This window comes from Micromonospora eburnea (assembly GCF_900090225.1).
Lineage (GTDB): Bacteria > Actinomycetota > Actinomycetes > Mycobacteriales > Micromonosporaceae > Micromonospora > Micromonospora eburnea.
On the sequence record NZ_FMHY01000002.1, the window covers coordinates 5,416,036 to 5,442,438 of the forward strand.

At 74.2% G+C, this 26,403-nt stretch carries 24 protein-coding genes; 17 read left to right on the forward strand and 7 right to left on the reverse strand.

Annotation, left to right across the window (positions count from 1 at the left end; translation table 11 throughout):
* Positions 1-1,853: 1,853 nt before the first annotated feature.
* Positions 1,854-3,740 carry a WG repeat-containing protein gene (locus GA0070604_RS23340; RefSeq protein ID WP_091127355.1) on the forward strand — a complete coding sequence of 629 codons (1,887 nt, stop codon included), beginning with the start codon at positions 1,854-1,856 and terminating at the stop codon, positions 3,738-3,740.
* Between the two features lie 105 nt (positions 3,741-3,845).
* Positions 3,846-4,844, forward strand: a complete 999-nt coding sequence (locus GA0070604_RS23345) for an aldo/keto reductase family protein (protein WP_091122593.1) — start codon at positions 3,846-3,848, stop codon at positions 4,842-4,844.
* Positions 4,845-4,931: 87 nt separating this feature from the next.
* Here GA0070604_RS23345 and GA0070604_RS23350 read toward each other — a convergent pair whose 3' ends face one another.
* Together GA0070604_RS23350 and GA0070604_RS23355 are read right to left on the reverse strand one after the other, a co-directional pair.
* A complete protein-coding gene (locus GA0070604_RS23350; protein WP_091122596.1) occupies positions 4,932-5,729 on the reverse strand; it encodes a site-2 protease family protein in 798 nt (265 codons plus the stop codon).
* Positions 5,726-5,926, reverse strand: a complete 201-nt coding sequence (locus GA0070604_RS23355) for a hypothetical protein (protein WP_091122600.1) — start codon at positions 5,924-5,926, stop codon at positions 5,726-5,728. The genes GA0070604_RS23350 and GA0070604_RS23355 overlap by 4 nt, the downstream gene beginning before the upstream one ends.
* Positions 5,927-6,070: 144 nt before the next feature.
* On the opposite strand from GA0070604_RS23355, the gene GA0070604_RS34400 reads away from it, so the two are divergent.
* The 4 genes from GA0070604_RS34400 (at position 6,071) to GA0070604_RS23375 (ending at position 12,328) form a co-directional block, all read left to right on the forward strand.
* Entirely contained in the window at positions 6,071-8,179 is a 2,109-nt protein-coding gene (locus GA0070604_RS34400) for a serine/threonine-protein kinase (protein ID WP_377592177.1), read from the forward strand.
* Positions 8,180-8,254: 75 nt separating this feature from the next.
* A complete protein-coding gene (locus GA0070604_RS23365; protein ID WP_091122604.1) occupies positions 8,255-10,201 on the forward strand; it encodes a bifunctional adenosylcobinamide kinase/adenosylcobinamide-phosphate guanylyltransferase in 1,947 nt (648 codons plus the stop codon).
* Positions 10,191-10,970, forward strand: a complete 780-nt coding sequence (gene cobS / locus GA0070604_RS23370; RefSeq protein WP_091122608.1) for an adenosylcobinamide-GDP ribazoletransferase — start codon at positions 10,191-10,193, stop codon at positions 10,968-10,970. The genes GA0070604_RS23365 and cobS overlap by 11 nt, the downstream gene beginning before the upstream one ends.
* 65 nt (positions 10,971-11,035) lie before the next feature.
* Positions 11,036-12,328 carry a DUF2314 domain-containing protein gene (locus GA0070604_RS23375; RefSeq protein WP_091122612.1) on the forward strand — a complete coding sequence of 431 codons (1,293 nt, stop codon included), beginning with the start codon at positions 11,036-11,038 and terminating at the stop codon, positions 12,326-12,328.
* Between the two features lie 7 nt (positions 12,329-12,335).
* Here GA0070604_RS23375 and GA0070604_RS23380 read toward each other — a convergent pair whose 3' ends face one another.
* Positions 12,336-12,671 (reverse strand): winged helix-turn-helix transcriptional regulator, encoded by a 336-nt coding sequence (locus GA0070604_RS23380; protein WP_208602155.1) that lies wholly within the window; start codon positions 12,669-12,671, stop codon positions 12,336-12,338.
* A gap of 31 nt (positions 12,672-12,702) precedes the next feature.
* Here GA0070604_RS23380 and GA0070604_RS23385 point away from each other — a divergent pair, with 31 nt between their 5' ends.
* The gene (locus tag GA0070604_RS23385) at positions 12,703-13,044 is read left to right on the forward strand and encodes a putative quinol monooxygenase (protein ID WP_244162057.1); all 342 of its coding nucleotides are present in this window, start codon (positions 12,703-12,705) and stop codon (positions 13,042-13,044) included.
* A 103-nt stretch (positions 13,045-13,147) separates the two neighbouring features.
* Here GA0070604_RS23385 and gcvT read toward each other — a convergent pair whose 3' ends face one another.
* The gene (gene gcvT / locus GA0070604_RS23390) at positions 13,148-14,275 is read right to left on the reverse strand and encodes a glycine cleavage system aminomethyltransferase GcvT (protein WP_167363563.1); all 1,128 of its coding nucleotides are present in this window, start codon (positions 14,273-14,275) and stop codon (positions 13,148-13,150) included.
* A gap of 163 nt (positions 14,276-14,438) precedes the next feature.
* On the opposite strand from gcvT, the gene GA0070604_RS23395 reads away from it, so the two are divergent.
* Complete coding sequence (locus GA0070604_RS23395; RefSeq protein ID WP_091122619.1) at positions 14,439-16,007, forward strand: leucyl aminopeptidase; 1,569 nt, start codon at positions 14,439-14,441, stop codon at positions 16,005-16,007.
* Between the two features lie 74 nt (positions 16,008-16,081).
* Here the strand turns inward: GA0070604_RS23395 and GA0070604_RS23400 are convergent, their stop codons facing one another.
* Positions 16,082-16,411: a hypothetical protein gene (locus GA0070604_RS23400; RefSeq protein ID WP_091122622.1), complete on the reverse strand. Its 330-nt coding sequence runs from the start codon at positions 16,409-16,411 to the stop codon at positions 16,082-16,084.
* 179 nt (positions 16,412-16,590) lie between these two features.
* Between GA0070604_RS23400 and lpdA the strand changes: the two genes are divergently transcribed.
* The 6 genes from lpdA to GA0070604_RS23430 all read left to right on the forward strand — a co-directional run bounded on the left by lpdA (position 16,591) and on the right by GA0070604_RS23430 (position 23,939).
* Positions 16,591-17,982, forward strand: coding sequence for a dihydrolipoyl dehydrogenase (gene lpdA, locus GA0070604_RS23405; RefSeq protein ID WP_091122625.1), 1,392 nt, complete (start codon positions 16,591-16,593; stop codon positions 17,980-17,982).
* A 67-nt stretch (positions 17,983-18,049) separates the two neighbouring features.
* Positions 18,050-19,822, forward strand: coding sequence for a 2-oxoglutarate dehydrogenase, E2 component, dihydrolipoamide succinyltransferase (gene sucB, locus GA0070604_RS23410; RefSeq protein WP_091122628.1), 1,773 nt, complete (start codon positions 18,050-18,052; stop codon positions 19,820-19,822).
* Positions 19,823-19,931: 109 nt separating this feature from the next.
* On the forward strand, positions 19,932-21,260 hold the full coding sequence (locus tag GA0070604_RS23415) for a low temperature requirement protein A (RefSeq protein ID WP_091122632.1): 1,329 nt from the start codon (positions 19,932-19,934) through the stop codon (positions 21,258-21,260).
* A 142-nt stretch (positions 21,261-21,402) separates the two neighbouring features.
* A complete protein-coding gene (locus GA0070604_RS23420) occupies positions 21,403-21,996 on the forward strand; it encodes a hemerythrin domain-containing protein (RefSeq protein WP_244162058.1) in 594 nt (197 codons plus the stop codon).
* Complete coding sequence (locus GA0070604_RS23425) at positions 21,993-22,898, forward strand: oxidoreductase (protein WP_091122635.1); 906 nt, start codon at positions 21,993-21,995, stop codon at positions 22,896-22,898. The genes GA0070604_RS23420 and GA0070604_RS23425 overlap by 4 nt, the downstream gene beginning before the upstream one ends.
* Before the next feature lie 114 nt (positions 22,899-23,012).
* Entirely contained in the window at positions 23,013-23,939 is a 927-nt protein-coding gene (locus GA0070604_RS23430; protein WP_091122637.1) for an LLM class flavin-dependent oxidoreductase, read from the forward strand.
* Positions 23,940-23,969: 30 nt separating this feature from the next.
* Here the strand turns inward: GA0070604_RS23430 and GA0070604_RS34020 are convergent, their stop codons facing one another.
* Positions 23,970-24,098: a hypothetical protein gene (locus GA0070604_RS34020; RefSeq protein ID WP_279615703.1), complete on the reverse strand. Its 129-nt coding sequence runs from the start codon at positions 24,096-24,098 to the stop codon at positions 23,970-23,972.
* A gap of 18 nt (positions 24,099-24,116) precedes the next feature.
* On the opposite strand from GA0070604_RS34020, the gene GA0070604_RS23435 reads away from it, so the two are divergent.
* Both GA0070604_RS23435 and GA0070604_RS23440 read left to right on the forward strand, forming a co-directional pair.
* On the forward strand, positions 24,117-24,386 hold the full coding sequence (locus GA0070604_RS23435; RefSeq protein ID WP_091122638.1) for a type II toxin-antitoxin system Phd/YefM family antitoxin: 270 nt from the start codon (positions 24,117-24,119) through the stop codon (positions 24,384-24,386).
* Positions 24,376-24,795, forward strand: coding sequence for a type II toxin-antitoxin system VapC family toxin (locus GA0070604_RS23440; protein ID WP_091122643.1), 420 nt, complete (start codon positions 24,376-24,378; stop codon positions 24,793-24,795). The genes GA0070604_RS23435 and GA0070604_RS23440 overlap by 11 nt, the downstream gene beginning before the upstream one ends.
* Positions 24,796-24,933: 138 nt before the next feature.
* Here the strand turns inward: GA0070604_RS23440 and GA0070604_RS23445 are convergent, their stop codons facing one another.
* Complete coding sequence (locus tag GA0070604_RS23445) at positions 24,934-25,176, reverse strand: GntR family transcriptional regulator (RefSeq protein ID WP_091122648.1); 243 nt, start codon at positions 25,174-25,176, stop codon at positions 24,934-24,936.
* Between the two features lie 329 nt (positions 25,177-25,505).
* On the opposite strand from GA0070604_RS23445, the gene GA0070604_RS34175 reads away from it, so the two are divergent.
* Positions 25,506-26,399, forward strand: coding sequence for a hypothetical protein (locus GA0070604_RS34175; RefSeq protein WP_341845347.1), 894 nt, complete (start codon positions 25,506-25,508; stop codon positions 26,397-26,399).
* The last annotated feature ends 4 nt before the right edge of the window (positions 26,400-26,403 follow it).

The following is a 26,403-nucleotide window of genomic DNA, read 5'->3' on the forward strand; positions in this document are numbered from 1 at the left end:
AGTGGCGGGGTCGCCCGGCCGAGGTCGGGCCGGACCGCCGCGACGACGTACGCGAGCGCCCGCCCACCCCGGCCCGTCCGGACGGCATGCGCGACCGTCCGGCGACGCCCCCCGCGCCACGACCGGAGGACGTACGCGAACGCTCTGTCGCGCCTGCTCCGGCGGGTCCCGACGAGGTTCGACGCCCGCCGGTGGAGCCGGTCGGTCGACCGCAACCGCGGCCGGTGCCGCCGGCCCAGGGCGCACCCACCTCGGGCGTGCCGGCCTTCCACCCGCCGGTCTCGCGCGGCCCCGGCGCACCCGTCTCGGGCGTGCCCGTCTCAGGCACGCCCGCGTCGGCCGGCCCTGCCCCAAGCGCACCCGTCTCCGGCGTGCCCGCCTCAGGTGTGCCCGCCTCAGGCGCACCCGCCTCGGGCGCGCGTCCCCACTCCGCAGCGCCCGCCGCGCGCGATCGGTCCGAACGGCCGGACACGCCGAACTCCGCGCCCCCGGCGGCCGACCCACGGATGGATTCCCGGACCGCCCCCGCCGGTGGGAACCCGGGCCCCGGCGGGGCGGCCCGGCCGCCGGCGCCGGCAGCCGAGCGCCCGGCCCCGGTCGTCGGGGACGAGCGTTCGGTGCGGGTCGACGCAGCACGGGTCGACGCAGCACGGGTCGACGCAGCACGGGTCGACGCAGCACGGGTCGACGCAGCACGGGTCGACCCGCCACGCCCGGCCGCCGTGCCGCCGGGCGTGGCGTCACCGACGCGGCCGGTCTCCGGTCCGCCCGCGCCGGAATCCGCCCCACCCCGGCCACCGGTTCCGCAGTCGGCGCAGGCTCCCGCGCCGCCGGCTCGGCCGGTCGACGCCCCCGCCTCGGACGGCCCCCGCCACCCCGCGCCGGCGGCCGCCCGCCGGCCCTCCGAGCCGGCCGGGCTGGACCTGTTCACCCCGGCGAAATCCCGCCCCACCGACGTGCCGGTCTCCGGTGTGCCGGCGGCGTCCGGGAACGCCCCGGTGCCAGCCCCGCCGGCCGTACCCGGGGCAGTGCCGGCCCCGCCGGCCGTATCCGAGGCAGTGCCGGCCGTACCCGGGGCAGTGCCGGCCGCCGCCCCGATGCCCACGGCCGCCCGACCGGAGGCCGCCACGGCCCCCAGCGACGGGCGGGCGACGGCGCCGGCCGAGGCACCTCGGCAGCCGGCCGTTGACCCCTGGCCGGGCACGCCGGACACCCCGACCTCCCCGCAGGCGGTCGACGGGGTGGCCGGACCGGCATCGACCCCGTCCCTCCTTGAGAGCGCGGACCGTGCCGGGGAGGCTGTGCGCGCCCCCGGGGCGCACGACGGCCCGGCGGCGGAGCCCTCCGCGGCTCGCGGGACCGATCAGGATGCGGACGCCTGGTTCCGGCCGGCTCGTCCCGCGCCGAGGCCGGCCAACGAGGCCGGGACCAGCCCGACGCCGCATACCGAGCCGAAACCCGCGCCGCCCGACGGGCATGCCGAGTCGGGGCGACCGACCAGCCCACCGCCAGCCGGGCAGGACCCGGCCGGCCGACTGACCGGCGTACCGCCGGCCGGGCCGACAGCCACGGCGTTCGAGCCCGCCGCAGCCGGTTCGGGAGTACCGACCGGCAGGCGGTACGAGGAGCCCCAGCCACCGGAGCGTGTCCCGGCCGACGCCGAGCCCACCGTCGGCCCGATCCCGCCGGCCGGCCGGGGCGACGCCCGGGAAGCCGTCCGGCCCACCTCGGACCCGGGCGTGCCCTCCGCCCCGCCCGGGTCCGGGCCACCCGCTCCGGACGCCGTGCCAGCCGGCCAGGTGTCCCCGGCCGCCGTGCCCGCCGAACCACCGGTATCGGCCCCACCGGCCCAGATGTCTGCGCCGCCGACTCATTCGGCACCGGCCCCGGCCGCCCAGCCGGCGTCGGCACCACCCGCACAGATCTCTGTGCCTTCGGCACCCGCCGAGGCGGCGGCAGACGCGCCGGTGTCGGCACCCCCCGCACAGGTCTCCGCACCGCCGGCACCCCCCGAGCCGGTGTCCGCGCCACCGGCGCAGGTCACCGGACCCCCGGCACCGGACGAGGCCGTGCCCACACCCCCCGCACAGGTCTCCGCACCACCGGCACCCCCCGAACCGGTGTCCGCGCCACCGACGCAGGTCACCGGGCCCCCGGCACCGGACGAACCGGCAACGGACGAAGCCGTGCCCGCACCACCCGTGTCCGGGCCGCCGGAACCGCGCGAGCCGGTGCCTGCGGCACCACCCGCACAGATCACCGGGCCCCCGGCACCGGACGAGCCGACAGCGGACGAACCGGTGTCGGCACCCCCCGCACAGGTCTCCGCACCACCGGCACCCCCCGAACCGGTGTCCGCGCCACCCGTACAGGTCTCCGGGCCCCCAGCGTCGGAGGGCACGGCCGAGGTCGAGCCGCGGAAGGACCGCCCGGCGGACCCGGAGCAGGCGCTGGCCGCGATCCGGTGGCGGCTGCATCCGGAGAAGCTGCGCGAGGAGGCCCCCGATCCGGAGGCGCTGCGCGAGATCCGGGACGGGCTCACCACGAAGCTCGACAGCGCGTTGGACAACCGCACCCGTGCCCGGCTGCTGAGCCTGCGGTCGGTGGCCGCCCGGATCCTCAACGACCTGGACGACGCCCTCGACGACGCGCGGCTCGCCCTGACGTACGCGGAGGCCACCGGCGAGTTGCGGCGGACCACGCTGGCCCGCGCGCGGCTGGCCGAGGTGCTGCGTTGGCGGGGCGATCACGCGGAGGCCGACCGGCTCTTCGCCGAGGCCAATTCGCCGGAGTTGCCGGACCGGCTGCGCGCGGCGCTACACGAGCACGCCGGCCGGTCCTGCTTCGACCAGGGCCGGCTGACCGAGGCGTGCCTGCACTTCGAGCGGGCGCTGGACCTGCGCCAGGGTGAGGACGCCGAGTTGAACGCGCGTACGGCGGTCGCGCTGGACGCGGTCGCGGTGCGGGCGGCGGCCGACGGCTTCGGTCCGAAGCCACGGACCCGGGAAGCGATCCTCGGCGAGGAGCGGTACCCGGTGCCCACCTTCGACGAGGAGCGGGAACTCTGGGGGTACGCGGACGCCGAGGGTGAGCTGGTGATCGACCACCGGTACGCCGAGGTGCAGCCCTTCCACGAGGGTGTGGCCTGGGTACGCCGCCCGGAGGCGTCCCGCTGGGCGCTGATCAACACCACCGGCGCGGCGCTGATCGAGGCGAACAACGGCTACCGGGGGGTGGCCGCGTTCTCCGAGGGGCTGGCCTGGGTGTCGATGGACGGCAAGAGCCGATGGATGGCGATCGACCCGACCAACATCGTGCGGATCCCGCCCGGGTACGAGGACGCCCGGCCGTTCCGGGGCGGCCTGGCGGCGGTCCGCCAGAACGGCGGCTGGGGCGCGGTCGACCAGGACGGTCAGCTCGTCGTGCCGACCCGGTTCCACGGTATGGCCACCGCCCTGGCCGACGGCCGGTACGTGGACGGCTTCACCGAGGAGGGCCTGGCCGTGGTGGAGATGGCCGGCCACCGGGGCGTGGTGGACCGGACCGGCCGAATCCTGGTCGATCCGGCGTACCCGGTGCTGGTCGTACACCCGGTCGCCTTCCTGGTCCGGGACGGCTCGGGCCGCTGGGGCGCGCTGGACCGGCGGGGTGAGCCACTGATCGACCCGGTGCACCCGAGCCGCGCCGCGGTGGTCGCGGAGATCGAGAAACTGCTCGCCGACACCAGCCCGGTGCTCTGACCCGTGGCGATGGGCCGGACGGGCCGGCTCGGGCGCGAAACGCCGTGTGGCGGCCACCACGCCGCCAAACCGGAGATCATGATCGGTCCGGACTAGGGTCTGGGCATGGAATTCCGACACCTAGGCCGCTCGGGCCTGATGGTCAGCGAGATCTCGTACGGCAACTGGATCACCCACGGTTCGCAGGTCGAAGAGGAAGCGGCGATCGCCTGCGTGCGGGCCGCCCTGGAGACCGGCATCACCACGTTCGACACCGCCGACGTGTACGCCGGCACGAGGGCCGAGGAGGTGCTCGGCCGCGCGCTGAAGGGCGAGCGGCGCGCGGGGCTGGAGATCTTCACCAAGGTCTACTGGCCGACCGGTCCCGGTCGCAACGACCGCGGGCTGTCCCGCAAGCACATCATGGAGTCGATCAACGGCTCGCTGCGCCGCCTGCAGACCGACTACGTGGACCTCTACCAGGCCCACCGGTACGACTACAGCACGCCGCTGGAAGAGACGATGGAGGCGTTCGCCGACGTCGTGCACTCCGGCAAGGCGCACTACATCGGCGTCTCGGAGTGGAAGGCGTCGCAGATCCGCGAGGCCCACCAGCTCGCCCGCGAGCTGCGTATCCCGCTGGTCTCCAGCCAGCCGCAGTACTCGATGCTGTGGCGGGTCATCGAGGCCGAGGTGATCCCCACCTCCGAGGAGCTGGGCATCGGCCAGATCGTCTGGTCGCCGATGGCCCAGGGCGTCCTGTCCGGCAAGTACCTGCCGGGCCAGCCGCCGCCGGCCGGTTCCCGGGCCACCGACGAGAAGTCGGGTGCCGGGTTCATCGCCAAGTGGCTCGGCGACGAGGTGCTCACCCGGGTGCAGCGGCTCAAGCCCCTCGCGGAGCAGGCCGGGCTGACCATGCCGCAGCTCGCCATCGCCTGGGTGCTGCAGAACCCGAACGTCTCCTCGGCGATCGTCGGGGCGTCCCGGCCCGAGCAGGTGTACGACAACGTGAAGGCGGCGGGTGTCAAGCTCGACGCCGACCTGCTCAAGGCGATCGACGAGATCGTCGAGCCGGTCACCGAGCGGGACCCGGCGAAGACCGAGTCCCCCGCCCAGCGCCCGTGACGGGTGCCCGGTCCGGTCGGCGCGGCACGCCGGCCGGACCGGGTCCGGCGTATCCCACCGGACCTGGGCTCGGCTCACCGTAGTGGATCAGCCCTGCCAGAAGCGGATCAGCTCAAGGCCGAGCAGGTAGAGGCCGGGCGACAGGCCGAGCAGGTCAGCGAGCCAGAAGACCGCGTCGAAGAAGCGGCCGCCGATCGCCGGGTTCCAGAGCAGCGCGAAGAGCAGGATGAAGCCGAACGGGGCGAACAGGTCGTACATCCGGCGGTACTGCGGGCTGAGCCACGGCTGGATCATGTTGCCGCCGTCCAGCCCCGGCACCGGCAGCAGGTTGAGCACACTGGCGGTGAGCTGGAGGAACGCCAGCAGGCCCAGCCCGGCCCAGAACTCCGTCGGGCCGGCCACGCCGGGGCCGATCAGCAGCGCCGCCACCAGCAGCAGGGTGAACAGCACGTTGGTGGCCGGGCCGGCCAGGCTGACCAGGGTGTGCCGGAGCCGGCCGGGGATGGCGTGCCGGTCCACCCAGACCGCGCCACCGGGCAGGCCGATGCCGCCGAGCAGCACCACGATCACCGGCAGCACGATCGACAGCAGCGGGTTGGTGTACTTGAACGGATTGAGCGTCAGGTAGCCCCGGTGGGCGATGTCCCGGTCCCCGGACCGGTACGCGACCACCGCGTGGGCGTACTCGTGCAGGCAGAGCGAGACCAGCCAGCCCGAGACCACGAACAGGAAGACGTCGAACCGGACGTTGCCGAACCGCTGCCAGGTCAGCGCGCCGCTGGTCACGAAGAGCGCGACCAGCGCGAGGAAGACCGGGCTGGGCCGGAAGGCCGCCCGGGGCACCCCGAGCACCAGCGGCTCGCCCGGGCGGTCGTGGCCCGTCATCCGGCCGGGGGCAGCAGGCTCATCCGGTATTCCACCCGGTCGTCCTCGACGAGCGCGACGGAGGTGACGCCGGACGCCGCGAGTTCCCGCCAGGTCTGGCCGACCCACGATTCGGCGTCCGCCTGGCTGCCGAACGACTCGCTCGGCCCGTCGACCGACTCGCCGTTCGCGCCCTCGTACCGCCAGCTCCACGCCATGCCGCGTCTCCCCTCGCCGCCGTCGCCCCCTGGGGGCCGGACCCCGCAAGCGTAGTCGGCCGAACCGCGATCGGCCCGCCCACCACGGGCCGGAGGGCACCCCGGTGGATCATGCCCCGGGTCGACGGCCGGTACGGTGACCCGGTGCTGACTCGAGGAGTGGTACTCAGCGATCGCTATCTGCTGAGCGAACGCATCGCGACCGGTGGCATGGGGGCCGTCTGGAAGTGCACCGACACACTGCTCGGCCGCGAGGTCGCGGTGAAGGTGCTGCTGCCGTCGCTGGTCGCCGATCCGGAGTTCACCACCCGCTTCCATGCCGAGGCCCGGATGATGGCCGCGCTGCGCCACCCGGGCATCGTGCAGGTGCACGATTTCGGCTCCGCCACGCTGGCCGACGGCAGCCAGGTCAGCTACCTGGTCATGGAGTACGTCGACGGCGAGCCGCTGGTGACGTGGATCCGGCGCGCCGGCCGGCTCGACCCGGCGTCCACCATGTCGGTGGTGGCACAGGCCGGGCACGCGCTGCACGCCGCCCACCTCGCCGGGATCGTGCACCGTGACGTCAAGCCCGGCAACCTGATGGTCAAGCGGGACGGCACGGTGGTGCTGGTCGACTTCGGCATCGCCCGGGCCAGCACCATGGCGGGGATCACCGCCGCCCACATGGTGCTCGGCACCGCCTCGTACATGTCTCCGGAGCAGGCCACCGGCCAGCGCGTCGCGCCGGCCACCGACGTCTACGCGCTCGGCGCGGTCGCGTACTTCTGCCTCGCCGGCCGGCCGCCCTTCGAGGGGGAGAACCCGCTCCAGGTGGCGATGCGGCACGCCCAGGACGCGCCGCCGCCGCTGCCGGCGGACACTCCCCCGGCGGTGGTCGAGTTGGTCCACCGGGCGCTGGCGAAGAGCCCCGGCGACCGGTACCCGAGCGCGGTCGCCATGGCCGAGGCCGCCCAGGACGCCCGGGACGCCACCCTGGCCAGCATCCCCGTCCCGCCCCGGCCGCCGTGGGCGGTGGCCGGCCCGGCCGTACCGGGGCCCGCCGCGCTGCCGACGCCCGCTCCCGGTCCGACCGACCCCGACCACTCCGGGGGTACGCCGTCCGACGCCGCCGCCCCCGCGGGGTCGCCGGCCGGTCCGGGCCGAGCCGAGCCCGCCGATCCGCCATCCGCCCGCACCGGCGCGCAGACTCCCGCCGGCGCTACCCCCGCGGCTCAGCCACCCGTCGGCCCCCCGCCGGTCGGTTACGGCGCTCAGCCACCCACCGGACCCCCGCCGGTCGGTTCGGGCGCGCAGCCACCCGCCGGACCCCCGCCGGCCGGCTTGGGCGCTCAGCCACCCGCCGGACCCCCGCCGGTCGGTTTGGGCGCTCAGCCAGCCGCCGGGCCACCGCCGGCCCTTCCCGCCTGGTCGGTCGGCGTGGCGCATCCCGGCCAGCCCGGTACGCGCCCCGGCGGGTACGGCCCGGAGCAGGACCAACACCCCGGCTCCGGCGTACCGCAGACGTTGGAGGAGCGGGCAAGCCGACCCGGGCGGGGACGGATCCTCGCCCTGGTCGGGGCGGCCGGCGTCGTTCTGGCGCTCGCGGTGACGGGGGCCGTGATTGCGCTGCGTTCCCCCGACGACGTACCGCCGGACCGCCCGGCCGCGCTGACCGGCGAGTCCGCGACCGCCGACCCGGAGCAGTCGGAACAGCCGGAACAGCCGGAGCTGACCGCGTCGCCGGGCACGGAGGGCTCACCCGAGCCGACGCCGAGCGGTTCCGCCGGGCCGGTCAGCCGGTCGCCGTCGGCTCCCCCGAGCCGCCCCTCGAAGCCGGGTGACCCCACCCCGTCGGCGGGCACGTCGGCGCCACCGACCACCGCCGCCACCGGCTCGCCGAAGCCGGCGGGCACGACCAGCGCCCCGCAGAAGCCCAATCCCTACACTGCGGCGCAGGCGTGCGGCAGCGGCTACCAGGTGATCGACTCGGCGACGCTGACCGCGAACGGAACCCGCAAGGGCCGGGTCTACCTGCTCTACAACTCGGCCAACGGATACAACTGCGTGGTCACCCTCAAGGACTACGACGTCGGCCGGGCCACTTCCGTGTCGGCGTACCTGGAGGTGCAGGGGAGCACCCGTAAGGCGGACAGCGGGTCGTTCTCGTACTACGCCGGACCGGTCCGGGTCGCCGCGGCCAAGAAGTGCGTGAAGTGGGGCGGGTCGACCGGCGGGGCCAGCTACAACAGCGCGTTCGAGCACTGCGGCTGACCCGCCGCCGGCGTCGCGCCCCTCCGGGTACGGGGCGGGAGGCGGCGAACCGCCGGACGGCTTTAAGGTACGGGCATGTCCGTTGACGGGTGGAACAGCCTCCTGGTGCTCGGTGGTATCCGGTCCGGCAAGTCCGAGTACGCGGAATCGCTGGTCGCCGACGCGCCCACGGTCCGGTACGTGGCCACCGCCGCGGAGGGGGACCCGGCGGACACCGAGTGGGCGACCCGCCTGGCGGCGCACCGCGCCCGCCGGCCGGGCAGTTGGACCACCGAGGAGACCGCGACGGACCCGGGCCGGCTCGCCGAGGTGATCGCGGCGGCCGGGCCGAACGAGACCCTGCTCGTCGACGACCTGGGCGGCTGGGTGGCCGTGCTGCTCGACCCGGCCCACCAGCCGGCCGACGACAGCGCCACCATCGCCGAGCTGGCGGCGGCCGTCCGGGCCAGCGCCGCCCGGCTGGTGCTGGTCAGCCCGGAGGTGGGGCTCACCCTGGTGCCGACCACGCCGCTGGGCCGGGCCTTCACCGACGCGCTGGGCGAGACCAACCGGGCGATCGCCGACGCCTGTGACGCCGCGGTGCTGGTCGTCGCCGGGCAGCCCGCCTGGCTCAAGCCGGCCGCCCCGCCCCGTCCCGCCGTGCCGGCGCAGGCCGGCCCCGACCAGGCCGCCGCGGCGGGTCGCGCCACCGGGCGGCCGGCGGTCGTCCCCGGCCCGGCCGAGCAGGCGCTGCCCGAGGTGCTGACCCCGGCCCCGCCGCCCGCGCCGGCCCCGGCGCCGGTGACGGAGGCCGACTGGGCCACCCCCACCATGGCGCTGCCGATGGTCGCCACCGGCCTGGTGATTCAGCCCGGCATGGAACTGCCCATGCCCGACGACTACGCCGGCCCGCAGGCGGTCGACCGGCTCGCCAGCCTGGACATCCCCGGCGCCGGGCTCGGCGTACTGGACCGGGTGGTCAGCTTCGCCGCCGCCACCCAGGGCACCCCGACCCCCACGCCGTGGAGTTCGGTGCGGGTGCTGCTGCTGCACGGCGACCACGACGGCGGGGCGTCGGCCGGCGTCACGCCCGGCGAGTCGGCCCGCCGCGCCCAGCAGGCCCGCGCCGGCAGGGGGGCGCTCGCCCGGCTCGCGGCCGAGAACGGGGCCGGCCTCCAGGTGGTCGAGGCGCCCGCCTCCGCCGCCATGGAGGACGGGCCGGCGCTCGCCGCCGACCAGGTCGAGTCGGCCCTGCGGTACGGCTGGCGGCTGGCCGAGCAGGCCGCCGACGCGGGCGTACAGCTGCTGGTGCTGGCGGCGTGCGGGGCCGGCACCGAGGCGGCCGCCGCGGCGGTGCTGGCGGCGACGGCCGGCGCGGAACCACCGGCGGTGCTGGGCCGGGTGCTGACCGAGCAGGGTGAGTTCGACGACGTGGCCTGGATGGCCCGTTGCGCGGCTGTCCGGGACGCGTTGCACCGCACCCGGCGGGCCCCGCGCGGTGCCAAGGACGTGCTGGCCGAGCTGGGCGGCGGCGACATCGCGGTGGCCACCGGCGTGCTGCTCGGCGCGACCGCCCGGCGGGTCCCGGTGCTGCTGGACGGGCCGGTCGGCGTCGCCGCCGGCCTGGTCAGCCGCGACCTGGCCGGGCAGGCCCGGCACTGGTGCCTGCTGCCCGACCACGGCGGCCAGCCCGCGGTACGGCTCGCCGCCGACGTGCTCGGCCTGGACCCGCTGGTGGACCTGCGCCTCGACCTCGGCGAGGGAGCGAGCGCGCTGGCCGCCCTGCCGTTGCTGCGCTCCGCGCTGGCGCTCGCCGCCAGCCTGCCGGTGCACCCGTCGCTGCGCGACGGCGCCGGGGACGAGGAGGAGTTCGTCGAGCCCCGGCCGGCCGGCCCCGGGCCGACCACCACCGAACCGGAGCCCGGCCCGCCCCCGGCCGAGCCGGAGTTCGCCGAGCCGGAGCCGGCCGGCCCGGGGCCGACGACGGTCGAGCCGGACGAGCCGGTCGCGGTGCCGGAGTCCCCCGGCCGGCGTGCCGACTGAGAGCCGGCGCGGGCTCGCCGACGGGGTCCGGCTGGCACTCACCACCTTCACCACGCTCCCGGTACGCGCCGGTCGGGTGGACCGGGCGGCGGCGGGCACCGCGATGGCGCTCGCCCCGGCGGTCGGGGCGGTGCTCGGCGTGTTCCTCGCGGCGGTGCTGCTACTGGCCGCCGCGGTCGCGCCCCCGCTCGTCGCGGCCGGGGTCACCGTCGGTGTCGGCGCGCTGCTCACCCGGGGCCTGCATCTGGACGGGCTGGCCGACACCGTCGACGCGCTGGGCTCGTACCGGCGCGGCGCGGCAGCGCTGGAGATCATGAAGAAGCCGGACGTCGGCCCGTTCGGGGTCGTCGCGCTGGTGGTCGTACTCCTGCTCCAGGCCGCGATGCTCGCCGAGCTGGCCGGGCGGTCGTGGCCGGCGGCGCTCGCGGCGGTGGCCGCCGCGACGGCGGCCGGGCGGCTCGGCGTCGGCCTGGCCTGCCGGCGCGGGGTGCCGGCGGCCCGGCCGGAGGGGCTGGGCGCGCTGGTGGCCGGCACGGTGGGGCCGGTCGCGTTGGTCGTCGGCGTGGCCGCCGTCGCGCTGCTGGCGGTGCCGGCGGTGCCGGGCCGCCCCTGGCAGGGGCCGGTCGCCGTCGTCGCCGCGCTCGCCGTCGCGGCAGGGCTGCTGCGGCACGTGGTACGCCGGCTCGGCGGGATCACCGGGGACGTGCTCGGCGCCACCGTGGAGATCGTCACCACGCTGGCCTACCTGGGACTGGTGCTGTCCGGCTGAGCGTCACCCGTCCGGGCAGGTAGCGTTCGTGAACGACGGCAGCGGTGCGGTCGAGGGAGGACGGCATGCTCATCACGGACGACTTCCTGCCCGTACCGGTCCCGGAGTCGCTGGACGCGACCTACCTGGTGCCGATCACCGGGCTGCCGAGGGTCAGCCCGAAGACGGCGGTGGAGGCCCTGGCCGGGCGGCTCGCCGAGCCGGTGCACGGGCTGGCGAAGCAGATGCTGGCCAGCCCGCTGATGAGCGTCGACACCCGGCAGATCAGCGAGTTCCCCGAGCTGCCGCCGGACCTGCTCACCGCGTTCGGCGCCACCGAGGCCCAGCTGGCCCGGCTGGCCGCCGCGACGCATCTGGTGGTGGTGCAGGCCGAGTACCGGCCCGGTTGGCCGCCGGCGCACGAGTGGGCGGCCCGGGCGGTGGCCGCGGCGATCGCCGAGACGGTCGACGGGGACGTGGTGGACGTCTTCGGCCTCCAGTTCCTGGATCCGGCGGCCGCGCTGCGCTCGCTGCCGGACGCCGAGGGCCGGATCCGGCTGGTCGACTGGGTGCTGGTGCCGTACTCGTCGGACGCCGACGGGCTCTGGTTCACCACCAAGGGGCTGCGCCGCTTCGGGCTGCTGGAACTCCAGGCCCAGGGCGTGCCGGACCATCTCACCCGGGCCTGGGGCGCGGTGATGACCGGTGCCGCGCGGCGGCTGCTGCGGGACTGGACCGAGGGGCTGGCCGGCGATGAGGTGCCGGCATTCGTGCAGCTCCCGGTGCTGGCCACGGTGACCGGGCACGACATCGCGGTGGCGTACGGGAATCCGGAGCAGCACGGCGCGACGGCACCGGTGCTGCTGCGGCTGGAGCTGGACCCGGCGACCGATCCGGACGCCGACTCGTTCCTCACCCTCAGCCCACCGCCGGGGCACCCCGGGCCGGCCGGCCGCTACTTCGCCACGGCCTGCGCCACCCTGTTCAACGGCATCCAGCCCGACGTCCGGTACGCCCGGCGGGGCGACGCGATGAGCAAGGCGATCGCGGCGGCCCGGACCGGGTTGGGCGACATCCGGGCCCGCTTCCTCGCCGGCCGGCTGCCCACTGAGTCGCAGCTGGTGGTCAAGTACGGCCTGCCCGGCGACGACGGCCCCGAGTACGTCTGGGCCGGGGTGACCTCCTGGGAGACCCCGGAACGGATCGTCGGCGCCAGCGCCAGCGACGCCAACAGCGACCCGAGCGTCCGCATCGGCTCCCCGGTCGTGGTGGCGGCCACGGACGTCGTCGACTGGGCCGTCCTCGACGGGACCGGCGTCATCGAGGGCGGCTGGACCCAGGCGGTCCTCGACGCCGGCGAGCCGCCCACCGCCGGCTGAGCCGCGCTCAGGGCTCGATCGGGGTTCCGGTCCGGGCGGCCCGGGCCAGCCCCCAGGCGTACAGCGCGTCGAGCACCGGGACGAGGGTGCGCCCCTCGTCGGTGAGGTGGTACTCGACGTGCGGGGCCTTCGGGGTGCCCAGATCGTGCCGGGCGACCAGGCCCTCCCGCTCCAGCTCGCGCAGCCGCTGGACGAGCATCTTCTCGCTGATCTCCGGCATCCGGCGGCGCAGCTCGCCGTAGCGGTGCACGCCCTCCTTGAGGTGGGCGAGGATCACCGGCCGCCACCGGCCGCCGACCACGGCGACGGCCACCTCCACCGCGCAGTGGTAGCGCCTTGGCACGCGATCCCCCTCCTTACCGGAAAGTGCGTACTTGATCACGCACCGGTCCCGGTGTGGGCTGGTGGGCATGATCGTCGAGTACATCAGGTACCGCGTGCCGGCCGAGCGGCAGGCCGAGTTCGTCCCGGCGTACGCCCGGGCGGCGCGGGCGCTGGACGCCGCGCCCGAGTGCGAGGGGTACGAGCTGAGCCGCTGCGTCGAGGACCCGGCCGCCTACGTCCTGCGGATCCGCTGGACCTCGGCGGAGGGCCATCTGCGCGGCTTCCGCACCGGCCCGCACTTCCCCGCCTTCTTCCGCGAGATCCGCCCATACGTCAACGACATCGAGGAGATGCGCCACTACACCCCCACCGAGGTCACCGCCACCCCCTGACCCCAGCCCGGGTTGATCAAGGAGTTCGCGTCTCCGGGGAGCCGGATCCCGACGCAAACTCCTTGATCACCACGAGCGGGCGGGGGGGCGGGGGTCAGGGGGGTCAGCGGACGGAGGGGTGGATGAAGGGGGGGCGGTGCAGGCGCATCTGGGCGCGGCGACCGCGGATGTCCACCTCGACCACGTCGCCGTCGGGGAGCTTGGGGGCGGTGTCGATCAGCGCCAGGGCGATGCCCTGCTTCTTGGTCGGGCTGAAGGTGCCGCTGGTGATGGTGCCGACCTGCTGGTCGCCGACGTACACGGCCATGCCGGGGCGCGGGATCGCCCGGTCGACCGCCGCCAGGCCGCGCAGCGTACGCCGGGGGCCGGCGGCCTTCTCGGCGAGCAGCACGTCCCGGCCCCAGAAGGCCGGCTTGTCCCAGCCCACCGCCCAGCCGGAGCGGCCCTGCACCGGGGTGATCTCGGGCGAGAGGTCCTGCCCGTGCAGCGGGTACCCCATCTCGGTGCGCAGCGTGTCCCGCGCGGCCAGCCCACAGGCCCGCAGCTCGTACGCCTCCCCGGCGGCGACCAGCGCGTCCCAGACGGCGACCCCGTGCTCGGCCGGTACGACCAGCTCGTAACCCAGCTCGCCGGTGTAGCCGGTGCGGCACACGGTCAGCCCGGTGCCGGCCAGTTCGCCGGCCGAGAAGCTCATGTAGTCGTGGTCGGTGGGCAGGCCCAGCGCGCCGAGCAGCTCCGGCGAGCGCGGCCCCTGCACGGCGAGGACGGCGTACGCCTCGTGCTCGTCGGTGACGACCACCCCGGCCGGCGCGGCGGCGCGCAACCGGCGAACCACCTCGGCGGTGTTGGCCGCGTTCGGGATGAGGAAGACATGGTCGTCGGCGTGCAGGTAGGCGATGATGTCGTCCACCACCCCGCCGGTGGCGTCGTCGCAGCAGAGCGTGTACTGCGCCTGGCCGGGGCCGATCCGGCCGAGGTCGTTGGTGAGGCAGGCGTTGACGAAGTCGGCGGCGCCCGGCCCGGTGATCCGGGCCTTGCCGAGGTGCGAGACGTCGAAGACGCCCACCCCGGTACGCACAGCCGTGTGCTCCTTGAGCACGCCGCCGCCGGCGTACTCGAGCGGCATCTCCCAGCCCCCGAAGGGGGCGAACTTGGCGCCGAGAGCGGTGTGCCGCTCGTGCAGCGGGGAACGGCGCAGCCGGGTCGCGGCGGCGGAGGTCACCTCGGTCATGGGTGGCAACTTACCGCCAGCTGGAACGCTCGTTAGCATCGGCGGGACCCCGCTGGAACGCATCGGCGGGACAGCCACGCCTCCGGCGGGTAGGTTGCCGCCGGAGACCTTCATCGCCGGTACGCGACGACGCGGCCGGCCCGGCCCGCCCGGAGTAGCTTCAGTGACATCGCCCCGTACCACCCTCAGCCTGGTCGACACCGACCCCGCCGAACTCGCCGTCGACGCGATCGTGATCGGCGTGCACAGCCAGACCGCAGAGCAGGAGTCCGGCGCACCCGCCGGCACCCTGCTGTTGGCCAGCGGCGCGGAGAGCATCGCGGCCGCGTTCGACGGCAAGCTGACCGAGACCTTGGCGCTGCTCGGCGCGACCGGCGGCGCCGGCGAGGTGATCAAGCTGGCCACGCTGGGCACGGTCACCGCCCCGGTCGTCGTCGCGGTCGGGCTCGGTGCCGAGCCGTCCGGTGCCGCCCCGGCCCCGGAGACCCTGCGCCGGGCCGCCGGCGCCGCGGTACGCGCCCTGGCCGGCGCGCCGCGTGTCGCGCTCGCCCTGCCGCTGCCGGACGACGCGGACGCCCCGGCCGCGCTGCGCGCGGTCGCGGAGGGCGCGCTGCTCGGCGGCTACCGGTTCGCCGGCTACAAGACCAAGCCGCAGCCGGCCCGGCGTGAGCCGGTGGCCGAGGTGCTGGTCGCCGTGCCGGACGCCGCCGACGGGACCGCCCAGGCGGAGATCGCCCGGGCCCAGGCGGTGGCCGGCGCGGTGCTGACCAGCCGCGACTGGGTCAACACCGCCCCGAACGAGCTGCGCCCGCCGGCGTTCGCCGACGTCGTTGCCGCCGCCGCCCGCGAGGCCGGGCTCGGCGTCGAGGTGCTCGACGAGGCGGCGCTGAAGGCCGGCGGATACGGCGGCATCCTCGCCGTCGGGCAGGGCTCGGAGGCCCCGCCGCGGCTGGTCAAGCTGACCTACACCCCCTCCGGCGGCGGCACCGGCAAGCGGGTGGCGCTGGTCGGCAAGGGCATCACCTTCGACACCGGCGGCATCTCCATCAAGCCGGCCCAGGGCATGTGGGAGATGAAGTCCGACATGGCGGGCGCGGCGGCGGTCGGCGCGGCCATGCTGGCGATCGCGGCGCTCAAGCCGTCCGTGGCGGTCACCGGCTACCTGCCGATGGCGGAGAACATGCCGTCGGGCACCAGCTACCGGCCGGGCGACGTGATCACCATGTACAACGGTAAGCGGGTGGAGGTGCTCAACACCGACGCCGAGGGCCGGATGGTCCTCGGCGACGCCATCGCCCGCGCCTGCGAGGACGGCGCCGACTACCTGTTCGAGACCTCCACCCTGACCGGCGGCCAGGTGGTCGCGCTGGGCAAGAGGATCGCCGGCGTGATGGGCACCCCGGAGCTGTGCGAGCGGGTCCGGGTGGCCGGCGAGGCGACCGGTGAGCCGGCCTGGCCGATGCCGCTGCCGGACGACGTGCGCAAGGGCATGGACTCCGACGTCGCGGACATCTCGCAGGTCAACGCGGGCATGGACCGGGCCGGCCACATGCTGCAGGGCGGCGTCTTCCTGCGTGAGTTCGTCACCGAGGACGTGGCCTGGGCGCATATCGACATCGCCGGCCCCGGCTACCACTCGGGTGAGGCGACGGGCTACTGGACCAAGGGCGGCACCGGCGTGCCGGTCCGTACCCTGCTCCACCTGGTCGACGACGTCGCCGCCAACGGCTGACCCCTGGATCCACTCGACTTCGGGGAGGTTGCTGCCTCGGCACGCCGGGAGCCAGCAACCTCCCCGAAGTCGTTTCAGAAGAGCTCGGGGCGGCGCTTGCGGCGTTCGTTGTAGTCGCGCATGCGCTGCGGGTAGCCCATCAGGCCCACGTCGTAGATGGGAATGGCGAGCTGGTGCGCGAAGCGACGGGCCGCCTCCGGGCCGCCGACCCGCCGCCGGGTCCACTCCCCGTCGTCGGCGATCAGGATGACGGTGGTCTCGGTGACCGTGGTACGGGGTTCCAGATACGCCTCAACCCCTCGCCGAGTGCGGACAAAGTTCTCAAGATGGTCCAGATCGGCGCGTTCGGCGATCCGCTCGCGGCCCACCGCGCCGGTGCGCTTGCGTCGTCGGAACAGCCCCACCGCACCCAACTCCTCCCCCGCGGGTCATCGAAGACGGTGCCAAGCGTACGTGGCGGCAACGTGTCGTTGGGCACCTCACTACGCGCTCCGTCCCCGGTGGTGACAAGATGACCGAGGTGGGGTGTGCCTTTTACTCCCCCGTAACCCCCGAAGCAGTGACGCGAACTGGGAGTTGGAACGTGAGCGAGCCGAACGACACGACCTTCGACATCGTCATCCTCGGAGGTGGTAGCGGCGGCTACGCGACCGCCCTGCGCGCCGTCCAGTTGGGCCTGACCGTCGCCCTGATCGAGAAGGGCAAGCTCGGGGGCACCTGCCTGCACAACGGCTGCATCCCGACCAAGGCCCTGCTGCACGCCGCCGAGATCGCTGACCAGACCCGCGAGTCGGAGCAGTTCGGCGTCAAGGCCGAGCTGGTCGGCATCGACATGGCCGCGGTCAACGCGTACAAGGACGGCGTGATCGCCCGGCTCTACAAGGGCCTCCAGGGGATGCTCAAGAGCAACAAGGCGATCACCATCGTCGAGGGCGCCGGCCGGCTGGTCGCGCCGAACACCGTCGAGGTCGACGGCAAGCGCTACACCGGCCGTAACGTCGTGCTGGCCTCCGGCTCGTACGCGAAGACCCTGCCCGGCCTGGATGTCGACGGCGAGCGGATCATCACCAGCGACCACGCCCTGGTCCTGGACCGGATCCCGTCCTCGGCGATCGTGCTCGGCGGCGGCGTGATCGGCGTCGAGTTCGCCAGCGTGTGGAAGTCCTTCGGCGTCGACGTGACCATCGTCGAGGCGCTGCCCCGCCTGGTCGCCGCCGAGGACGAGGAGTCGTCGAAGGCGCTGGAGCGGGCCTTCCGCAAGCGGAAGATCAACTTCAAGGTCGGCAAGCCGTTCGAGAAGGTCGAGAAGACCGCGAACGGCGTCAAGCTGACCATCCAGGGCGGCGAGACCGTCGAGGCCGAGCTGCTGCTGGTCGCCGTCGGCCGGGGCCCGAACACCGCCAACCTCGGGTACGAGCAGCAGGGCGTCAAGATGGACCGCGGATACGTGCTCACCGACGAGCGGCTGCGCACCAACGTGCCGAACGTCTACGCGGTCGGCGACATCGTGCCCGGCCTCCAGCTCGCGCACCGCGGCTTCCAGCAGGGCATCTTCGTCGCCGAGGAGATCGCCGGCCTGAACCCGGCCGTGATCGACGAGGCCGGCATCCCGCGGGTCACCTACTGCGACCCGGAGCTGGCCTCGGTCGGCCTGACCGAGGCTAAGGCCAAGGAGCAGTACGGCGCCGACAAGATCAAGACCTACAACTACAACCTGGGTGGCAACGGCAAGAGCCAGATCCTCAAGACCGCCGGCCACGTGAAGCTGGTCCGGGTCGAGGACGGCCCGGTGGTCGGCGTGCACATGGTCGGCGCCCGGGTCGGCGAGCTGATCGGCGAGGCGCAGCTCATCTACAACTGGGAGGCGTACCCGGCCGAGGTGGCGCAGCTCGTGCACGCCCACCCGACGCAGAACGAGGCCCTGGGCGAGGCGCACCTGGCCCTGGCCGGCAAGCCGCTGCACGCGCACGCCTGACCACGACAAACGCGGCGTCCGGCGACGGGCGATGATCCCACCAGGGAAATGAAGGAGTCTGGAGAACATGCCGGTATCGGTCACCATGCCCCGGCTCGGCGAGAGCGTCACCGAGGGCACCGTCACGCGCTGGCTCAAGCAGGAGGGCGACACCGTCGAGGTCGACGAGCCGCTGCTTGAGGTGTCCACCGACAAGGTGGACACCGAGATCCCGTCGCCCGCGGCGGGCGTGCTGAGCCGGATCGTGGTCGGCGAGGACGAGACCGCCGAGGTCGGCAGCGAGCTGGCGGTCATCGCCGGCGAGGGCGAGGCCGCCCCGCAGGCAGCCCCGGCCGCCCCTGCGGAGCAGGCCGCGGAGGCCGCCGCCGCGCCGCAGGCCGAGGCGGAGCAGCCGGCCGTGCAGGAGCCGGCGGCCCCGGCCCCGGTGCCGGCGGGCCCGGGCACCCCGGTCAAGATGCCGGCTCTGGGCGAGAGCGTCACCGAGGGTACGGTGACCCGCTGGCTCAAGCAGGTCGGCGACAGCGTCGAGGTGGACGAGCCGCTGCTGGAGGTCTCCACCGACAAGGTCGACACGGAGATCCCCTCGCCGGTCGCCGGCACGCTCCTGGAGATCAAGGTCGCCGAGGACGAGACCGCCGACGTCGGCGCGGACCTGGCGATCATCGGTGCGGCCGGTGCCGCCCCGGCCCCGGCCCCGGCTCAGCCGACCCCGGCCCCTGCCCCGGCCCCCGCGCCGAAGGTCGAGGAGCCGACCCCGGGTGTGTCGTACAACGAGCCGGCGCCGGAGGCGGAGACCGCCGCCCAGCCGGCGAAGGTCGAGCAGGCCGCGCAGCCGGCCGCGCCGACCCCCACCCCGCAGCGCCCGACCGCGCCGGCGCAGGGTGGCGGCGAGGAGGCCGCCGGCTACGTGACCCCGCTGGTCCGCAAGCTGGCTGCCGAGCACGGTGTCAGCCTGTCCTCGATCAACGGCACCGGTGTGGGCGGCCGGATCCGCAAGCAGGACGTGCTGGACGCGGCGGAGAAGGCGAAGGCCGCCAAGGCGGCCCCCGCCGCCCAGCCGGCCCCCGCCGCGGCGGCGGCCCCGGCCAAGCCGGCCGCGAAGCCGCAGCCGAGCGCGAAGCGGGGCACCACCGAGAAGCTCCCCCGGATCCGCGCGGTCATCGCCAAGCGGATGCAGGAGTCGCTGCACGAGATGGCGCAGCTCACCACGGTGATCGAGGTGGACGTCACCAAGGTCGCCAAGCTGCGGGCGCAGGCGAAGGACTCGTTCCTGCAGCGGCACGGCGTGAAGCTGTCCTTCATGCCGTTCTTCGCCCTGGCGGCGGTCGAGGCGCTCCAGACGTACCCGATCGTCAACGGCAGCATGGACCTCGACGCCGGGACGATCACCTACCCGGAGGCCGAGCACCTCGGCATCGCGGTGGACACCGAGCGGGGCCTGATGGTGCCGGTCATCCACAACGCCGGCGACCTCAACCTGGGCGGGATCGCCAAGCGGATCGCCGACCTGGCCGAGCGGACCCGGACCAACAAGATCAGCCCGGACGAGATCGCCGGGGCGACCTTCACGCTGACCAACACCGGCAGCCGGGGCGCCCTCTTCGACACCCCGATCGTGCCGTCGCCGCAGTCGGCGATGCTCGGCACGGGTGCCGTGGTGAAGCGCCCGGTCGTGGTCAACGACCCGGAGCTGGGCGAGGTCATCGCGGTCCGGTCGATGGTCTACCTGGCCCTGTCGTACGACCACCGGCTGATCGACGGCGCGGACGCGGCCCGCTTCCTCGTCGCCGTCAAGGAGCGGCTGGAGGCCGGCAACTTCGAGGCCGACCTGGGGCTCTGACCCCGGCGGAGACGCCCTGAGGAAGGGGGCGCGCGGTGTACGCCGCGCGCCCCCTTCCTCGTACCGGAATCCGGCACGGGAAGCGTTCGGCCGCTGAAAGACTCGTCCGGTGAGCGGCTTCGGGTGGCGGAGGCACCTCGGGCCGGCGGTGCCGGTGGCCCCCGCGGCCCGGGTCGACCGGTTCGAGGTCTTCTTCGACCTGGTCTTTGTCTTCTCGTTCTTCATCATCACCCGGACCACCGCACAGGAGATCAGCGGCGGGGCGCTGCTGCACGCCCTGCTGGTCCTCGCCGTGCTCTGGTGGACGTGGGTGTTGCACAGCGTGGTCGCCACCCGGGTCCGGCTCGGCGAGGGCTTCGTGCCGGTGCTGATGACGATCGGCATGGCGGCGCTGTTCACCTTCGCCCTGTCACTGCCGCAGGCGTTCCGGGATGTGCGGGGCGCCGCCGGGCCGATCGTCGCGGCGATCAGCTACATCGTGGTCCGCCTGGTCCACGTGCTGCTCCTCCTGCACTCAGTACGGGACAACCCGAACGAGCGCCGGCCGTTGATGCGGTTCGCGCCGGAACTGGCGGCCAGCACCCTGCTGCTGCTCGCCGCCGCGCTGATCCCCCCGGCCCTGCACGGCTCCGCCGCGGCCCCGATCGTCCGGGACGGGCTGTGGGCCGCGGTGGTGCTGCTCCAGTACACCAGCGGCCAGCTCATCAGTTCCTCGGGCTGGGGCATCGCCTCGGCCGAACACTGGACCGAACGGTACGACCTGATTCTGATCATCGCGCTGGGCGAGTCGGTCATCTCGGTCGGCGTCGGCAGCAACCTGCTCGGCCAGCCGCCCACCGGGCCGGCCGTGGCAGCGGCGGTGCTCGGCATCTTCTTCACCGCCGCGCTCTGGTGGGCGCACTACGACATGATCGGGCCGGCCGCCCGGATCGCCCTGCACGCGGCACAGGGCAAACCCCGGCTCACCATGGCCCGGGACGCCTACGCGTACTGCTACCTGCCGATGATCGCCGGCATCATCCTCTTCGCGCTCGGCGCCGAGGCGATCGTCACTCAGATCACCAACCTGCACGTCTCCAACTGGGAGCCGGCCCACGGCCCGGCCGCGCCGCTGCTCTTCGGCGGGGTGTTCCTGTACCTCGTCGGCAACATGCTCTTCCAACTGCGGACCCTGCGCACCCTGAGCTGGACCCGGGTCGGCACGCTGGGGCTGCTCGCCATCTGTCCCCCGCTGGTCGGCCGGCTGCCGGCGCTGGCGACCCTGGCGCTGCTGACCGTGATCTGCGTGGGCATGGTGGCCGCCGAGGTGGTGATCTTCTCCGAGGGCCGGACGGCGCTGCGCGAGCTGATCTTCGAGGAGCGGGTCACCCATGAGGCGCACGAGGCCGCCTACCGGGCCCGTTGGCACGAGCCGAACGAGCCGGACGAGGGGGAATGAACCGGCGCGGGCTGGTGTGATGGACCGGCCGGCCGGGGGCGACCACCCGGTCGGGCAACGGGGTAGGATCCGCAACCAGCGTCGCGGTGCACCCGGCTCGAAGACCGCCGTGGGCATGGAGGCGCGGGACGTAGGGAACCATGTGCACCCATCCCACTCACCGGCCGGGCGGCTGACCGCCCTCGGCACCCAGTTGATCGAGATCCACGACTGGCTCCGCGAGGAGCTGGCCCGGCTCCGCGCGAGTCTCGACTCCCCCGGCAGCGCCGGCACGGGCCTGACCCGCGAGCTACGGGCACACTGCGTCGGCTTCTGCGCGGCACTCGAACGGCACCACAGCGGCGAAGACGACGGCGTGTTCCGCCTCCTCGCCGAGCAGGTGCCCGAGCTGAGACCCGTCCTCGCCGAACTGCGCGAGGACCACCGCGTGGTCGCGGACCTGCTGAACCGGATCGACGCCCTGCTCACCGGGGCGGCCGACGGGGCGACGGTCCGGACCGAGCTGGACGGCCTCGCCGCGCTGATCGAGTCGCACTTCAGCTACGAGGAGCGGAAGCTGGTGGCCGCGCTGGACGCGGTGAACGGCACTGCGGCCGAGGAGTTGTTCTCACTTGCCGTGCCGGATCGACCGGATGCGCCGAGCGTGAACCGAGCGGACGGCCGCGACGTGGGAACATCCGGCGTCCGTCGACCGGGACGCTGGCGAGACCCATCCGAGGGGACGGAGACAGCATGACCACGGGGACGACCAACGCGGCAGCGGCCGGGACCTGGCGGCTCGGCGACCGCACGGTCAACCGGATCGGCTTCGGCGCGATGCGGCTGACCGCCAGCGCCGACGGCAGCCCCAGCGACCGGGACCGGGCGGTCGGCGTGCTGCGCCGCGCCGTTGAACTGGGCGTCAACCACATCGACACGGCCGCGTTCTACTTCTCGGCGCGGCGCTCGGCGAACGAGCTGATCAACCGGGCGCTGTCGCCGTACCCGGAGGATCTGGTCATCGTGACCAAGGTCGGGCCGGGCAGGGACCCGTCCGGTGAGTGGCTGCCGATGGCCCGGCCCGACCAGCTCCGCGGCCAGGTCGAGGAGAACCTGCGCCAGCTCGGCCGCGACCACCTCGACGTGGTCAACCTCCGGGTGTACGGTCCGGAGCCGCTGGCCGAGCACTTCGGCGCGCTGGCCGAGCTGCGCGACGCCGGGTTGATCCGCCACCTGGGCGTCTCCGCCGTGCAGCCGCATCAGGTCGCCGAGGCGCGCGCCATCGCCCCGGTGGTCTGCGTGCAGAACTCGTGGGGCCTCGGCTACCGGCTGAGCAACGACGCGCTGATCCGGGACTGCGCCGCGCACGGGACGGCCTTCGTGCCGTTCTTCTCGCTGGCCACCAGCGGACGGGAGGCTGGCGCGACCGGTGTCGAGCACGACGAGGTGCGCGCGGTCGCCCGCGAGCGCGGCGTCACCCCGGCCCAGGTGCGGCTGGCCTGGACGCTGTATCAGGGGCCGAACGTGCTAGCCATCCCCGGCACTGGCAACCCCGACCACCTCACCCAGAACGTCGCCGCCGGTGCCCTCCGCCTCACCCCCGCCGACCTGACCCGCCTGGCGGCCGTCCACCGCGGGAAAGGAGGGGCCCCCTCTTAACGCCTGGCGTTGTATAGGGGCCCCCTCCTAACAAGCCGCTCGGCGGATTCGCCCGTTGGCAGAATCAGCGGGCGTGGGGTGGTCGGGGCCAGGGCGGGCGCACATGCTGGAGGGATGGCGATCTTCTCCGTACAGGCTCAACCGACCGACGCGGCGAGCTGGCTCGACCTGGCCCGCCGGGTCGAGGCGGCCGGTTTCGACTCGCTGTCCGCCGCTGACCACCCGGGCCTCGGCGCGTCGCCGTTCGTGGCCCTGGCCGCCGCGGCGGCGGTGACCTCGACGCTGGGCCTCGGCTCGTACGTCTCCAACGCCGGGGTCCGCGAGCCGATCCTGCTCGCCACCGACGTGGCCACCCTCGACGTGGTCTCCGGCGGCCGGGCCCGGCTCGGCCTCGGCGCCGGCCACACCCCGGCCGAGTGGCGGGCCGTCGGCCGGAAACGCCCCGACGTCGCCGGGCGGGTCCGCCGCTGCATCGCCGTCGCCGAGGCGACCCGCGACCTGCTGGCCGGCGAGGAGGTCACCGTGGACACCCCGGACCTGGCCGCCCACGCCGCCCGGCTCGCCGGGTTGCGGCCGGTCCAGGCCCATGTCCCGCTCACCATCGGTACGGCGAACTCGACGCTGTTGCGCTGGGCCGGCACGCACGCCGACGTGGTCGGGTTGGCCGGCTTCGGGCGTACCCTCGCCGACGGCTACATGCACGAGGTGCGGTGGCGGGCCGACCAGCTCGAAGCGCAGTTCGCCCAGGTGGCGGCCGGTGCCGCCGGCCGCGCCGAGCCGCCCGTCCTGGAGGCGCTGGTCCAGCAGGTCACCGTGACCGACGACGCCGAGGCCGCCGCCGCGCGGTTCGCCGCGCACGGCGGCCTCACCGCCGCCGAGGTGCTCGCCACGCCGTTCGTGCTGATCGGCACCGAGGACGAGATCGTCACGGCGGTCGCGGACCACCAGCGCCGCTGGGGGATCACCCGCTTCGTGGTACGCGCCGAAGCCGTCGACGCGATCACCCCGCTCCTCCCCCGCCTGGCCACCCTCTCGGCTTGAGCTACCCGGTTCGCCGGTGCGGATCCGCCGTCACCCACACCACCGCTCGCCCCGCCGCTGGCGGGCCAGGTGCCGCCGCAGATCTTGGGCAAATATGCGGGTGGCGGCGATGAGCAAGGTGTTGTCGGCCGCGCTGCGTCGTAGCACCTCGTAGCACATCAGGTCTAACCTGTCGCCGTGGCAGAGCATGCTCCGCGCGAGATCACGCAGCGCGAGCTACGCAACGACTCAGATGCCATCATGCGCGACGTTGAGCGTGGAGAATCGTTCACCATCACCCGCAACGGCACCCCGATCGGCCGGCTGATCCCTATCCGGCGACGCACCTTCGTTCCCCGAGCCGAGGTTATGGCGGCCTTCGCGACGGCACCCGCGCTCGACGAGTCCAGATTCCGCAGGGACCTCGACGCAGCGATCGGGCAGGATCTTCTCGACCGTGAGTGGTGAACTCCCCCTTCGTGGCCTGATCGACACCAACATCGTCATCCACCTCGCCGGCCCGAATCCCGCAGAGCTTCCCGAGGAGATGGTGATCAGCGCCGTCACCCTCGCGGAACTGTCCGCTGGGCCCCACCACACGGACGATCCGCGGGAAAGAGCGCGCCGAACGAGCGTCCTTCAGCACGTGGAAGCGACGTTCGAACCGTTACCCTTCGGCGGCGAGGCGGCGCGAGCGTTCGGTCTAGTCTCCGCGGCCGTGCTGGCCACGGGCCGCGGCACTCGCCGCAGGATCGCCGACCTCATGATTGCATCGGTGGCCCACACGAACGGCCTGCCGCTCTACACCACCAATCATGCCGGCTTCGAGGGGTTGGACGACCTCGTCACGGTGAGGGCGGTGAACCGCCCCGCGTAGCCTCGGCACCGCCGCCCGGCGCTACGCCGCTCGACGGCGTGGGCTACTCGAAGTTGGCGGCCCGGTGGGCGCTCCCGGGCTTACCTCCATGAGCGATATAGCTGGGAGGCACGTATGTGACTCACAGTCATATCGCTCTCAGGACTTGCCCACTCCGCCCGGCGGCTGCTCGGCAACGAACACACCGACGCCCTGCACGCCTTCGACCAGACCCTCGGTCCTGAGCGCGAAGATGGCTTGCCGGACAACGATGGTCGAGACTCCGTGCTCCTTGCAGAGCTGAGCCGTGGACGGGAGCTTGTCTCCCGGAACGAGTTCACCGGACGCGATCTGCCCACGGATATGATCCGCGAGCTGCGCCCATTTGGGCTTGGCGGGCATCTGTTCTCCCTGGTCTGCACCGCCATTTGAGCACGAGGCAACTTGTTATGGCAACCGATGCCCGCCCATGCCTTGCTTTATATAACCGCTTATCTTAGGCTCGCCTCGACCGGCTCCTCCTGGTCTGCAAACCCGGAGCTGGTCGCCCCGTAGGACCACCCGGCCGGCCACTCCCCCGGTGTCGGCCGGGTGCCACCCTGCCCGCGACAACGCGGTCGACGGGCTCGTGAGCAGGCCCGGGGCGGGTGCCGGGCTCCGGTCGACGATGCGCGCGCACGGCCGACCCCGCCCGTCTCGGTGCCGCACCCCGACCAGAGAGGTGGAACAGCGTGCGGTCACTGGTCGATCAACCGGTGGACGCGATGGAGAAGGTGCTCGGCGAGCTGCCGATGCCGTGGATCCTCACGGCGGACGACGTCCGGCTCGCCATCCGGGCGGTGCGGGTGCACGCGCCCGAAGAGTGGCCGACCGGCCCGCTGTGTCGCAGCGACCGGACCCCGTACCCGTGCCTGCTGCACCGGTGGGGGCGGCGGGTGCTGCGCTCGTGCGGCCTGCCCGACGACTCCTCGGGATCATGGCGTGGCGTCGGACGCGGCGAGCCGGACTGGCCCGTCAACCTGGTCGACGAGCTGGCGGGCCGCGGCGAGCTGCTGGTCGGCGTACCCGATGGGGGTGCTGAGGGTGTGGCCGCGACGGAACGCGCCGCCGGTGCCGCTCGCGCCCCGGCACCGGCGGACCTGGCGACGCGGGCGGCGCTGGTGCTCGTGCGGCCTGCGCTGGACCACCTGCCCGGACCGGCACGCGCCGGTCCCCACCGAGCCGCCCGCGCCACCGCCCAACAGCCGGTGGTGGGACGCGGCGACCCAGGCGAACCCGCAGGTGGGGCGGGTCGGTTGGCTCACCCCGGCGCAGACCTGGCGGGCCAACGGCGGCCGGTGGTGAGCGGGGCGCACCTGCCGATCCGGCCGCTCTGGCTCTGCCGGGCCTGCGCCGCGCCCTGGCCGTGCGCGACCGCCCGGCTCACCCTGCTCCGCGAGTACGCCGACGACCGGGTGGCGCTGCTGGTCTATCTGGGCGGGATGCTGCACGACGCGATCGGCCAGCTGAACCGCCTGCACCCGCAGGACGGACCGTCGCCGGAGCGACTCTTCGCCCGTTTCCTGGGCTGGGCGATCCCCCGACGCCAACACTTGACTTCGAGAGCACTCGAAAACGAACACTGAACGG

Excerpts from the sequence above, each read along its gene's own strand:
- GA0070604_RS23340 (WP_091127355.1), top strand. The coding sequence starts at position 1,854 with ATGTCTGCGCCGCCGACTCATTCGGCACCGGCCCCGGCCGCCCAGCCG.
- GA0070604_RS23345 (WP_091122593.1), top strand. The coding sequence starts at position 3,846 with ATGGAATTCCGACACCTAGGCCGCTCGGGCCTGATGGTCAGCGAGATC.
- GA0070604_RS23350 (WP_091122596.1), bottom strand. The coding sequence starts at position 5,729 with ATGACGGGCCACGACCGCCCGGGCGAGCCGCTGGTGCTCGGGGTGCCC.
- GA0070604_RS23355 (WP_091122600.1), bottom strand. The coding sequence starts at position 5,926 with ATGGCGTGGAGCTGGCGGTACGAGGGCGCGAACGGCGAGTCGGTCGAC.
- GA0070604_RS23365 (WP_091122604.1), top strand. The coding sequence starts at position 8,255 with ATGTCCGTTGACGGGTGGAACAGCCTCCTGGTGCTCGGTGGTATCCGG.
- GA0070604_RS23375 (WP_091122612.1), top strand. The coding sequence starts at position 11,036 with ATGCTCATCACGGACGACTTCCTGCCCGTACCGGTCCCGGAGTCGCTG.
- gcvT (WP_167363563.1), bottom strand. The coding sequence starts at position 14,275 with ATGACCGAGGTGACCTCCGCCGCCGCGACCCGGCTGCGCCGTTCCCCG.
- sucB (WP_091122628.1), top strand. The coding sequence starts at position 18,050 with ATGCCGGTATCGGTCACCATGCCCCGGCTCGGCGAGAGCGTCACCGAG.
- GA0070604_RS23425 (WP_091122635.1), top strand. The coding sequence starts at position 21,993 with ATGACCACGGGGACGACCAACGCGGCAGCGGCCGGGACCTGGCGGCTC.
- GA0070604_RS23430 (WP_091122637.1), top strand. The coding sequence starts at position 23,013 with ATGGCGATCTTCTCCGTACAGGCTCAACCGACCGACGCGGCGAGCTGG.
- GA0070604_RS34020 (WP_279615703.1), bottom strand. The coding sequence starts at position 24,098 with ATGTGCTACGAGGTGCTACGACGCAGCGCGGCCGACAACACCTTGCTC.
- GA0070604_RS23445 (WP_091122648.1), bottom strand. The coding sequence starts at position 25,176 with ATGCCCGCCAAGCCCAAATGGGCGCAGCTCGCGGATCATATCCGTGGG.